We start from the raw sequence: 12,213 nt of genomic DNA on the forward strand, positions 1-12,213 counted from the left end.
TTCTAAAGATTAAGTTTCTTAAAAATGGATTCAGGAATACATTTAATGATGAGCATGACCAACCACCATATTCTTTTTACATATAACGCATTCTTCTTTCTTCTGATTGCTCTACAAATATTCCGTGCAACCTTTTCAGGTGTGGTGGTTAGTATCTTGGGTAAATCCTTGTTCTCTGTCATCTTTGTGTTTACATATCCTGGTTTTACAGTTAATACGTGTACACCAGATGCATATAATCGGTTTCTGAGGCCCGACAAATACGCTGTAAATCCTGCTTTTGCACTTCCATAGAGGTAATTGCTTTTTCTCCCTCGTTCTCCTGCTACAGAACTGATTCCTACTATGATTCCCCGCTTTCGTTGCTCCATTTCCTGAGCGATCGGGTTAAGGATAGAAACGGCTCCGATATAATTTGTTGCGAGAATCTGATAAGCTTCTTCCCAGTTTGCTTGAGCTGTTTTCTGTTCCCCTAAATATCCAAAGCAAACAATCACCAATTCAGGAATAACTTCGATTTGCCTGATGAAATCAGCATGTTGTTCGTAGGATGTGGCATCAAAATACATAGGTTTAACCCGCACACCGTATCTGATTTGAATATCTTTTTGAATTCTTTTTATGTAATTCATATTTCTTGCAGCGAGTATCAGGTCATATTGACTGGCTGCCAGTTCCCTCGCAATAGCTTGTGCTATATCAGAAGTGGCTCCTAATATGAGTACTGTTGGCATAATTTTTTTTGTTTGCTGGAACGGTGATTTCTAATCTATCAGACTGAGATGACCGGAATTTATAGCTCTTATTATATTTTATCATAATTTCATACCATGATTCAGCATTTGGGTAACCTTTCCAAAATATTTCAGGTTTCATACGTGCATCTTTAGTCAAATATAATCTGCCTCCATAGTCTAATACCACCTGATCTAACTCATCCAGAAAAGGCAATAACCCTTGTTTCATTGGAAAATCCAGGGCCAATGTATATCCTTCCATGGGAAAGGAAAAGAAGCTTTCATCTTTTCCAAATAGCTTTAATACTGCTAAGAAGGAACCTATGCCATATCGGTTGATTCGCTTTAATATATCTATCAATCCAATTTTGCTGTTTTCAATTGGCAACACAAATTGATATTGTATAAATCCTTTTTTTCCGTATCCCCTGTTCCAGTGCAGTATTTTATCCAAAGGATAAAAAAATGGATCATAATGAACGATATTATGAATCTCCTTTTTCCAATTTTTCATATAAAAAACTTGATTGAATGCTCTTACAGAGAATGGATTTAAGACAAATGAAGGCATATTTACAGGGAATGAAATATGCTTTTGTGGGTGAACACCCAATGCAGTTGCAATGTGTGATTGTTTTAAATGTTCACGTGTGGCCGTTTCTCCCATCATCATAATACTTCTTCCAACATGTTTTCCCTGTTTCAGACAATCAATCCATGCCATCGTATAAGGTTGACTCCTGTAGGTTTCGAATAAATCTAGGATTTCAAATAAATCACGTGCCTTGATTTGTGTTTGTTTTATATAGGATGTTTCAATTCTTTTTAAATAAAATTTTGCACGCAAGATGATACCCGTAAGTCCCATCCCACCGCAGGTAGCATGAAACAGGTCTGATTGTTGATAAGGCGTACATGTATAAATATTTCCATCGGCTGTGAGTACATCCATTTCAATTAAATGCCTACAGAATGTGCCGTCAATATGATGATTCTTTCCATGGATATTCGATGCAATGGCTCCGCCAACCGTAATGTATTTGGTACCCGGAGATACGGGCAGAAACCATCCTTTTGGAACGATGATCTGAAGGATATCGTCAAGAAGCATCCCGCCTTCACATTCAAAAATGCCGCTCTCCATATCAAATGATAGGGCTTTATTGAAATGCAGGGTAGAAAGTATGAAAGGTGCAAGCGACGAATCACCATAGCATCTGCCATTCCCCCTGGCAATAACTGAAGGTAAGCCAATAAGTTTTTTTAATTCTTCTTCTGTTCTGAAATGGTAAAGTTCTGATTCAACAGCAGGATAATTACCCCAGTTGGTAATTTTTCTTTTCATATATCATGGATGATTATTAGACAAATAGGAGTTTTTATTTTCAGGACTTACGAATACTTCTATCATGCTGTACATGCCTCGTCTGGGTCCTGAAAAACTATCGACAGGTACGTAATATTTGTATAATTCATCACGAATGGAAAATGGATAAAAATTATTTAGTCTCGGAATATATTCAAACATCACCAGATCATATACATGTTGTTGTATTTTGCTTTGGTAATCCTGAATCTGGCTGTCAAACATGGCTACTCCTTTATGGTACCAAAGTGGAATATTGGAGCCAGTTTCTAAACGGTATCCGATAGCTTCAGCCAGGGGTGTGAGTTCGGTCATATTCAGTACTTTCAGCTTTTTTCCATTTTCTTTTATCCATGCATTTTGTATTAACCTGTTTACGCCTTCAGCTGTGGATACAGGCATGTAAATACCCTTAAAAATAGGTTCCTTACAGAATATCCAGGTGGTCATATCCGGGTTTGTTTCAAGCGTATCCGATGGATCGGGAAGCATATAGGTATGCATAGATACGATGTTGTAGTTTAACTCCTGGTTGATATGAAATGCTTTTCTGACAATCCTGTTTGTATATTTCCAGCCTGTAGCCGACCACCAGAGTAGGATGCATATCATGGCGGCTACAATTGCAAATGCGTTTAATGAAAGTGCCTGTTTCAAAGAAGGTAAATGGCTGAATATAAAAGCAAATGCAAATGCATGGAAGAAAATATTATTATCCGGAGGGGTATAGCTGGTTACCTGGAAAATAATGGCTTCAGCAAGTATTCCCAGTGTAAGTAAAGCAAATATAAATTCTTTCGGGTCATTGTAGAATATTTTCCACGAAGATATCTTTGGAATGAGCTGGACAACTATGATAAATAAATAAAATTTAATCCAGGTTGACTCACCTAAAAATACATCCACTACATCATACAATGATAAGCGAGCATTGTGTGGAGGCTGACCGTAATTAAACCAGTATGCAAATCCGTAGGGAAGAAAGGGTAATATCACCAATAATGCAATTACAATATAAAATATGCAGAAAAGAATCAGATATCGGAATTTTCCTGTTTGCAGGCTATGGTAAAAAAGAATGGATAGAGCGATGAGCAGAGCCATGCCGCCCCCATCTTGTTTGGTGAAAAACGACCAGAATAAAAACACTGCAGAAAGAGCAAGATGAATCAATTTCCATTTTAGCTCTGCACTTTGAAACAAATGTTTGAGTAGGAATGCCAAACCGATGATTTCGAAAACAATGACCGATTGATCGTACCATGGCCAGAAGTTGAAAAAAGAATATGATATCACATAAACCAGTACAGACAACAATCTCACTGAAGGATTTACAGATAATGAAATCAAAATACTTCTAAAAGCTAATCCAGAAATGATATTTATGAATACCTGTGCTTTGACCAGTGTAATCAGATAAGGTCCGAATAATTTAAAAAACAAAGCAGGGATCACCCAGAAACCGAAACCCATGGGTAATCCAAAGTCTCTGTAAGGGATCTGCCCAAGATATAAACGATAAGCACCTTCCCAGGAAAGAAAAATATTAACCCGGTAAGGAAAGTTCATGAAAAGAGGTATAATGGCAAATCCGATGATAATAATCCATTCCAGACGATTGATCCATTTTTCCTGGACTCCCATATGACTTATCATAGCTTGTACATTTACCGATCGAAAATGTGAATATCCGGGAAATATATCAGAAAATAAAAACTCAATAACCAGAGCATAATGGTGATTTGCAAAAACCGATCTTTATACAGAATTTTAGTAGGTGATCCACTGCTGTTTTGCACATAGGTAATCTGTAAGTAACGTAAGATACCTGCCACCACAAATAATCCGGTATAATATAATCGGTAGGTGCCGAAGCGGTGTTCCACTTCAGGAGAAAGTGTATACATTAAATACGCCACAATGATAATGGCACTCACCAATGCCAGGCTCACATTCATGAAATCCAGATTATATCCACCAATTGACTTTCGCATCTCTTTTCCTGTGGAAGCTTTGATCAGCAGATCATCTCTTCTTTTGGCAATAGCCATTAGCAATGCCAGCAGAAATACCATGATCATGAGCCATTCGGATACACCAATATCAGCTGCTACGCCTCCGGCCTTGATGCGCAGGTTAAATCCTGCTGAAAGCAGCAGAATATCAAGAATGGAAATATTTTTTAATCCGAACGAATAAAGAATATTTACTATCAGATACAGACCAACAATAAATAAAAACTTTAAGGAGATGAAGTATGAAATAACAAAGCCGGCGATTAGACTCACAGACATCAACATAATGGCATGTGGGATAGATACCTTACCTGCAGGAAGCGGACGAAAACGCTTTTCGGGATGGATGCGATCAGATTCTATGTCTTTGATATCATTTAAAATGTAAATGCTGCTTGCAGCCAGGCTAAAAGCACACCAACCCACACATACATCATAAATTTTCTGCAGATTCAGGAGTTCACCGGCAAAAAACAATGGAATGAATAGAAAAAGATTCTTGATCCAGTGAGCTGGCCGCAGAAGAAGGATATGTGAGATAAAAATATCAAGTTTTGATGTTTCCCTTTTTTCCCCGGTTTTAAAGTAAACAATAGACATGTGAATGGAAATTTAATGAACAATAAGCATATCAATCAACTCTTACTTTCTGTTGATTTGGTTGGGTGTTTTAATATATGATTCTCCGTCAAAATAATGTATTCAGATATCATAGATACAGTATTTTCCCAGGTGTGCTTTCTGGCAAAGGATTTTCTTTCTTCTTCAAGAAGAGCATTATTTTCATGCAAAGCCTGCTTAATTAATACCGGAAAATCTTCCTTCTTCTCAGCAAGATAGCAATATGTTTCAAACATTTTCATGGCATGTGTTTGGGTTGCTACGACCGGTTTTCCCATTGCCAGATATTCATCAACCTTCAACGGATAATTGCCAATTGTTAACTCATTTATCCGCTGCGGATTTAGGCAAACATCAATTGATTGTATGTAGGCAGGAAGACTTTCCAATGGTTTTTTACCCAGGAAATGCACATTTGTCAGATCATGCAGCTTACTTTTTCTGAACGATTCATCTTCCGGTCCGATCAGGATGATTTGCCAGTCCTGATTATATTTTGCAATTGTGAAGAAGATTTCTTCATCAAGCCTCAGTCCATAGAGATTCCCCACATACCCGATTCTGGGATGAGGAATGTGCTTTATATCATCAGGAGTATCAAACACTTTGTATCCGTTGAACAACTCAATGTTGCAACCCTGACCGGTGAAGAAACTATTTGAATTGAATTCTTTTAAATAATCTTCGAGATAATGCGAATTGGAAAGAGCAAGATCAGCTTTTCTGATATGAAGCGGTTCTATTCTATTTGCATGATAGCTGAAATAAGGAACCGCACGCAAAAAATCTCTGCAATAGTAAATATACATTTCAGGATGCAGCAGTTCTTTCAGATAATACCCTCTGAAAATATCATTATCATTAAACAACAAATAATTTTTAAACCCCAGTTCTGTAACTGCCCAATGAATGTCCTTCGCCAATCGTTTGTTATTCAAAAAATTTAATTTATCAAATGCATAAGCCGACCGAATCCAGTTGATAGATTCGTGTATGGTAGGGGGATAGAAATTCCAGAAGTGATCATCTATTTGCACTAATGCGGGTTTGGTACCACGAGCTACTTCAAAGTGATAGGCAAGTTCCGGATATCTTTTTTTGAACAGAAGGAGTTTTCTATTGAGTGGAATATTCACATAGAGCACTTGATTCGCTGTTGCCAGAGTAGTAGCAATGTGTTTGCAGTTGCTTCCGATATCGGTATACCAGGGCTGGAGGCCGATAATGACAATATTTCTGCCGGAGATTAACATGCTTCTGTGTTTCGAGTTAAGCAAACTGCTTTTTCACAAAGCTAATGGGAAGCGGGGTTGATGCAGCCGCTCAATTGGCATATACTGTAAAAAATTCAGGGAACGAGAAGAAGTGTGCGAGAAATATCCAATGAAAAGAGCAAACTGGTGTTAACCTTGTACCGCGTACGGGAGTCGAACCCGTCATTCCTCCGTGAAAGAGAGGCGTCTTAGCCGATTGACCAACGCGGCAGAAACGGATTGCAAAGTTAAGTGCCATGCAGAAATCTGCCAAATAATTTCCGCATGCTCAGTTCGGTCAGTTCGGTTATAAAAGAAGTATGGCATTAATTTGTACTTTTGCGACTGATTTTTTCACATATAAAATCCCTTCAACAATGGCGCAAAAAGTTAAAATCGGCATCAATGGCTTTGGACGCATTGGCCGTCTGGCTTTCCGGCAAATCTACAAGATGGAAGATGTGGACGTGGTGGCTATAAATGATCTAACCAGCCCGGCTGTGCTGGCTCATTTGCTGAAATACGATACTGCTCAGGGACGTTTTCACGAGGAAGTGAAATCAACAGATCAGTCCATTATTGTCAACGGCGAAGAAATCATGATTTATGCCCAGAAAGATCCTTCGCAAATACCCTGGGGTAAACATGAGGTGGATGTAGTATTGGAATGCACCGGACATTTTACCGATAAAACCAAGGCCGAAGCCCATTTGAAAGGCGGGGCCAGGAAAGTGGTTATCTCCGCTCCAGCAACGGGTGACCTGAAGACCATTGTATTTAATGTCAATCATCATATTCTGGACGGTTCGGAAACCATTATCAGCTGTGCATCCTGTACAACCAATTGTCTGGCGCCCATGGCGCAGGTACTGGATGAAAAATTCGGCATTGTGGCCGGATTGATGACCACGATTCACGCCTATACCAATGATCAGAATACCCAGGATGCCCCCCATCCCAAAGGTGATTTGCGGCGTGCCCGCGCGGCTGCCATGAACATTGTGCCCAACAAAACGGGTGCAGCCAAAGCAATAGGCCTGGTATTGCCCAACCTCAACGGCAAACTCGATGGCGTTGCCCAACGCGTGCCCACCATCACCGGCTCGCTGACTGAACTGATCACCATTCTGAAGAAAAAGGTTACGGTGGAAGAGGTAAATGCAGCCATGAAAGCTGCTTCCAATGAGAGCTTTGGCTATACGGAAGATGAAATCGTCAGCAGCGATATCATCGGCATGACCTATGGTTCGTTGTTCGATGCTACGCAAACCAAAGTGCTGACCCAGGGTGACCAGCAACTGGTAAAAACCGTGGCATGGTACGATAATGAAATGAGCTATGTGTCACAGCTGGTGCGTACACTGAAATATTTTGCCCGGCTGATCAAGCAGTAAATATTTTGTATTTTTTGTTTTCCAATATGATGGAGTATGCCGGATTTTCAATCGTTTTCTTTTCGCAACCATAAAGCCCTTGTCCGGGTTGATTTCAACGTCCCGCTGGATGAGCATTTTCAGATTACCGATGATACCCGCATGCGTGCGGCTGTGCCCACTATCCAGAAAATTCGCCAGGATGGAGGTGCTGTGATTCTAATGTCACACCTGGGCAGGCCTAAAAAGGGGCCAGAAGATAAATATTCTTTACGGCATCTGGTTGGACATTTGTCTGAGTTGTTAGGCACAAGGGTTGAATTCTCGGAGGATTGTGTGGGGGATGTGGCTTTGCAAAAAGCAAAGGCGCTTCAGCCTGGTGAGGTACTGTTGTTAGAGAATCTGCGCTTTCATCCGGAGGAGGAAAAAGGTGATGCCGTATTTGCCCAGCAACTGGCGCAATTAGGTGACGTGTATGTGAACGATGCTTTTGGCACGGCTCATCGGGCGCATGCTTCCACGGCTGTGATTGCCCAATTTTTTCCTCCCGACCGCAAGATGTTTGGCCTGTTGATGGAAGCCGAGGTGAAAAATGCCGAGCGCGTGCTGCATCATGCAGAAAAGCCTTTTGTGGCAGTGCTTGGCGGAGCAAAGGTTTCTGATAAAATAGGGATCATCACCAATCTTTTGCCTCGTGTAAATGGTTTGGTGATCGGCGGTGGAATGGCATATACCTTTCTGAAAGCCCAGGGTCAGGAAATTGGCAAATCTCTTTGTGAAACAGATAAGCTTGAGCTAGCTGCAGATATTTTACAAAAAGCCCGCAAACAGGGTGTAGAAGTTTATTTGCCTGTGGATTCTGTTGTTGCACCTCAGGTGGCGGCTGACGCACCTACGCAAGTAGTAGATCATGATCATTTTCCAGTCGATCAGATGGGGCTTGATATTGGCCCGCAAACCATAGAAAAGTATAAACAGGCCATCCTGCAAGCCAAAACCATTCTTTGGAACGGGCCTATGGGCGTATTTGAGCTTTCTCCGTTTCAGCGTGGCACACAAGCCATCGCAGAAGCTGTAGTACAGGCCACGCAGGCGGGTGCATTTTCACTGGTGGGCGGAGGTGATTCTGTTGCCGCCCTGCACCAATTTGGCCTGGAAGATAAAGTAAGTTATGTTTCTACCGGTGGCGGAGCTTTGCTGGAATATTTTGAAGGAAGGGTACTCCCTGGCATTGCAGCTATTCGAGAAAGCCAAAAGGTTTAGTAGTAGGCTTTGAACTTGCACTTTATAAAATAAAAAAGCCTCCGTTTCAGGAGGCTTTTTTGTGTGTATGGGATGATGCACTTGATCTGCTTATCCTTCCTTTTACCTTGGTGGGGCTTTTTCGAGTCGTTGGGTGTACTTGTTTTCGAGTATCCGTGTATGCTTGCTTTGCATTCATTTCAAGCCTGTTGTTTTCCAGAAACAGTTGCTGTGATTCGTTCAGAATTGTTTGCTGTCGGGCTTTAAACAAACTTATTTTATCGGCCGGGAGGTTTAGGCTTAAGGTGTTATTGGCTGATTGTTTGTCCCAATCAGGATTCAGTCGTTTTAAAGTATTAATGTCTATTTCAAGGAATTGTGCAATCACCGGCAAGGCATACCGGCCTGTAAGGGATAGGCTTTGAATATCTGTAACTGCATTCCTATCGGATGACAGCTCATCACCATCTGGTTGAGCTTCATCCAATCCGAAGAAGGAAGAAACACGTCCTAAGGTGTAGGCCGTTGCCAGAAAACGCATAACATGGCTGCGGGTTTCAGATGGAAGATATTTTTCGAGATCGAAAAAATTACTGCTACCGCTTTTCTGCATAGCATCCAGTACAGCCACAGGTCCGCAATTATAGGCAGCTACAACCAGAATCCAGTCATGAAAGGTGTCATACAAATCGGCAAGATATTTCGCAGCCGCAACGGTGGATTTGTACACATTTCTCCGATCATCCCGATGCCTGTTTACCGTCAGGCCCAGCAGCCGGGCTGTTCCAGCCATCAGTTGCCACAAGCCCACAGCGCCCACTCTTGAGACGGCGTTGGGATTTAATTCTGATTCAATTACGGCCAAATAACGTAATTCTTTCGGAATGCCGTATTTGGAAAAAATCTGGTCAATCACCTTGAAATAAGGCGGACTCTTGAGCTGAATAGCCTGCAGATGGTTGCGATTTTCAGCCCAATACCGGGAAATGAAGCGTGAGACATAACTGTTCAGATTGCTGGTAAGAATACTGGCACCGGCTGAAAGAGGCGTAGCCAGACTGATGATATCTGGTTGATCATCTGAAGCAGCTTTCGCATCGCTGTATTCATTTAATGAAATTACGGTGTCTTTTTTCATGGAATTCCCGGTGGTATCTACCAGCGAAGGCATGCTCCGGGCTGTGAGGCCGGGCAGCATCAACACAAACAGGAGATTCATTTTCCATACATGCATAATTCAACTTTTAATGAAACCATATTTAACCAGCACAAAGACATTCAGATTGTTGACCCATGTGACAACAAATAAGCTGCTGTTTCCAGTAATTTTTTTTCCTGAAACCTGCCTGCAACCAGTTGTAAGCCGAAGGGCAGGCCATTGCTGTGCCTGAACAACGGTATGGAAATGGCTGGTAGCCCGGCCAGGTTTGCAAAAACGGTATATAAATCGCCCAGATACATTTTTACAGGGTCGTCCATATTTTCTCCGAGCCGGAAGGCGGTAGTGGGAAAGGTAGGCATCAGCAAACAGGTGTATTCATGCAATATCCGATAAGCCTCCTCAGCCACCAAGCGCCTTACCTGCTGGGCTTTGGTGTAATAAGCGTCGTAATATCCTTCACTCAGCACATAGGTGCCGAGCAGGATTCGACGTTTTACTTCTTTTCCGAATCCTTCGGAGCGGGTTTTCTGGTAGCAGATATCAAGTGAGGCACCCTCTTCCGTTGATGCCCTGTATCCGTATCGCACGCCGTCGTATCTGGCCAGATTTGCCGAAGCTTCGGCAGTGGTCAGCACATAATAGGCGGGTGCAATGACGTCAAGATAGTTAAAATGTACGGCATCTACAATATGTCCCTTCTGAATGAGCCAGTCGATGAGCTTTTCAATGTTTGATTTCATTTCTCGATCCAGGCTGGGATGATCCAGGGCTTCTTTCATATAAGCCAGTTTCATGCTTGGTGGCTCTGGATTGTTAACAGGTTGATAGGATTCAACCGGCAATGGGCTGGCAGTGCTATCAAACTCATCGGGACCGGCAATTACTTCCAATGTTGTCGCCACATCAGCAATATCCTTGCCAAAAATTCCTATCTGATCAAAAGAAGAAGCATACGCAATCAATCCATGTCTGGAGATCCTTCCGTAGGTAGGTTTCAAGCCAATGATGCCGCAAAAATCAGCCGGTTGTCTGACCGATCCTCCCGTGTCACTGCCCAATGCAAGCATACACAAATCGGCACTAACGGCCGCCGCACTGCCTCCGGATGATCCTCCGGGAACATAATCAGGGTTGAGGGGGTGCAGGGTGGGTCCAAACCATGAGTTTTCCGTGCTGGAACCCATGGCAAATTCGTCGCAATTCAGCGAGCCGATGATGATGGCTTCTTCCTGAAGCAGGCGCTCTACAGCCGTAGCAGAATACACTGATCTGAAATCCTTCAGCATGCGGGATGCTGCAGTAAGCGGATGATGGGCATAGGCAATGACATCCTTGATACCAAACACAACGCCTGTAAGGCGTTTTAGCGTACGCTCACGTTGAATGCGGGCATCAATAGCTCGGGCACGATGAAGCGCTTCCTCGGCATATAGGTGGATAAATGCGTTGAGGTGCTTATGTAATGCGATGCGGTCGAGATAGGCAGAAACAACCTGTTCGCAGGTAACATCCCCTACCAGTAAATGCGCATGATATTCCTGTACATTTCTGAATACAGACAATGTGCGGGCATTTGGTGAAAAAATACCTCTTCCTAATCAGGTATAAGGATAGATTATTGCCCCGAAGAGGGATTGGTCGAGCTCACCGTGGGATTGCTGGTCGGCTGTGACGAGGTAGGAGTAGCCGTAGCATCTTTTCGAATGCTGTCTTCTATTTCACGACGAACATTGTTTTTAGCATCGTTGAATTCACGAATTCCAGTACCCAGCCCACGCATGAGTTCAGGGATTTTTTTGCCACCAAACAGCAATAAAGCTATCAGTGCAATCACAAACAGATGGCCTTCGCTGAACAGCATCAGCAAATCCCCGTGTGCAAAATTGTGTAACATAAACTCACTGTTTTTAGTGAACCAAATAAACCATTACCACCACAAATATATAAGCAATATACGAGAAAAACCTACCCCCAGACGATAAAGATGTGGAAAAATTTAGTTAATCTTTGCTTTGAAGCCCAAAAAAAACCTGGCAGCTAAAAGCAGAGAAGCAATCCATCAGCGCTTTTCACGAATACGGGCTGATTTTCCGGAACGTTCGCGCAGGTAATAGAGCTTAGCCCTTCTAACCTTACCGGTCTTGTTCAACACAATGGATTCAATGTTAGGAGAATAGAGCGGGAAGGTTCTTTCCACGCCAATACCATCCGATACTTTCCTGACCGTAAAGGTAGCCGTGTATCCGCGGCCTTGTCGCTTAATCACATCACCTTTGAAAGACTGGGTTCTTTCTTTATTTCCTTCCACAATCCGATAGGTAACGGTGATATTATCGCCCGGCTTAAAAGGAGGAAATTCCTTGGCGGGAGTCAGTTGCTGATGAACAAAGCTAATCGGATCCATAGCTGTGAGCTTTTAAAGAGTGTGCAAAGATAAAAAAAGA

Annotated in this window: 11 protein-coding genes and 1 tRNA gene; 2 read left to right on the plus strand and 10 right to left on the minus strand. The window is 42.3% G+C overall.

All coding sequences use genetic code 11. The annotated features are described in order from the left end of the window. Positions 1-2: 2 nt before the first annotated feature. The 6 genes from BM367_RS07665 to BM367_RS07690 form a co-directional block, all read right to left on the minus strand. Complete coding sequence (locus tag BM367_RS07665; RefSeq protein WP_092459518.1) at positions 3-734, minus strand: SDR family oxidoreductase; 732 nt, start codon at positions 732-734, stop codon at positions 3-5. Then, on the minus strand, positions 700-2,082 hold the full coding sequence (locus tag BM367_RS07670) for an FAD-binding oxidoreductase (protein ID WP_092459520.1): 1,383 nt from the start codon (positions 2,080-2,082) through the stop codon (positions 700-702). Before BM367_RS07670 ends, BM367_RS07665 begins: the two co-directional genes overlap by 35 nt. Positions 2,083-2,085: 3 nt before the next feature. After that, positions 2,086-3,759: a hypothetical protein gene (locus BM367_RS07675; protein WP_143103984.1), complete on the minus strand. Its 1,674-nt coding sequence runs from the start codon at positions 3,757-3,759 to the stop codon at positions 2,086-2,088. 11 nt (positions 3,760-3,770) lie between these two features. Then, on the minus strand, positions 3,771-4,718 hold the full coding sequence (locus BM367_RS07680; protein WP_245759931.1) for a decaprenyl-phosphate phosphoribosyltransferase: 948 nt from the start codon (positions 4,716-4,718) through the stop codon (positions 3,771-3,773). A gap of 35 nt (positions 4,719-4,753) precedes the next feature. Then, the gene (locus BM367_RS07685) at positions 4,754-5,677 is read right to left on the minus strand and encodes a glycosyltransferase (RefSeq protein ID WP_245759932.1); all 924 of its coding nucleotides are present in this window, start codon (positions 5,675-5,677) and stop codon (positions 4,754-4,756) included. Positions 5,678-6,151: 474 nt separating this feature from the next. After that, positions 6,152-6,223, minus strand: a tRNA-Glu gene (locus BM367_RS07690). 146 nt (positions 6,224-6,369) lie between these two features. On the opposite strand from BM367_RS07690, the gene gap reads away from it, so the two are divergent. Together gap and BM367_RS07700 are read left to right on the plus strand one after the other, a co-directional pair. After that, positions 6,370-7,386: a type I glyceraldehyde-3-phosphate dehydrogenase gene (gene gap, locus BM367_RS07695; protein WP_092459526.1), complete on the plus strand. Its 1,017-nt coding sequence runs from the start codon at positions 6,370-6,372 to the stop codon at positions 7,384-7,386. 36 nt (positions 7,387-7,422) lie between these two features. Further along, positions 7,423-8,628: a phosphoglycerate kinase gene (locus tag BM367_RS07700; RefSeq protein ID WP_092459528.1), complete on the plus strand. Its 1,206-nt coding sequence runs from the start codon at positions 7,423-7,425 to the stop codon at positions 8,626-8,628. A 46-nt stretch (positions 8,629-8,674) separates the two neighbouring features. On the opposite strand, the gene BM367_RS07705 is transcribed toward BM367_RS07700, so the two are convergent. From BM367_RS07705 to rplS, 4 genes are all read right to left on the minus strand, one after another. Further along, positions 8,675-9,841 carry a lytic transglycosylase domain-containing protein gene (locus BM367_RS07705; protein ID WP_092459530.1) on the minus strand — a complete coding sequence of 389 codons (1,167 nt, stop codon included), beginning with the start codon at positions 9,839-9,841 and terminating at the stop codon, positions 8,675-8,677. 44 nt (positions 9,842-9,885) lie between these two features. Further along, positions 9,886-11,331 carry an Asp-tRNA(Asn)/Glu-tRNA(Gln) amidotransferase subunit GatA gene (gatA, locus tag BM367_RS07710; RefSeq protein ID WP_092459532.1) on the minus strand — a complete coding sequence of 482 codons (1,446 nt, stop codon included), beginning with the start codon at positions 11,329-11,331 and terminating at the stop codon, positions 9,886-9,888. 53 nt (positions 11,332-11,384) lie between these two features. Then, positions 11,385-11,663, minus strand: a complete 279-nt coding sequence (locus BM367_RS07715) for a Sec-independent protein translocase subunit TatA/TatB (protein WP_262509432.1) — start codon at positions 11,661-11,663, stop codon at positions 11,385-11,387. Between the two features lie 165 nt (positions 11,664-11,828). Continuing rightward, positions 11,829-12,173 (minus strand): 50S ribosomal protein L19, encoded by a 345-nt coding sequence (gene rplS / locus BM367_RS07720; RefSeq protein ID WP_092459534.1) that lies wholly within the window; start codon positions 12,171-12,173, stop codon positions 11,829-11,831. Positions 12,174-12,213 lie beyond the last annotated feature (40 nt).

Source organism: Thermoflavifilum thermophilum (genome assembly GCF_900116565.1).
Lineage (GTDB): Bacteria > Bacteroidota > Bacteroidia > Chitinophagales > Chitinophagaceae > Thermoflavifilum > Thermoflavifilum thermophilum.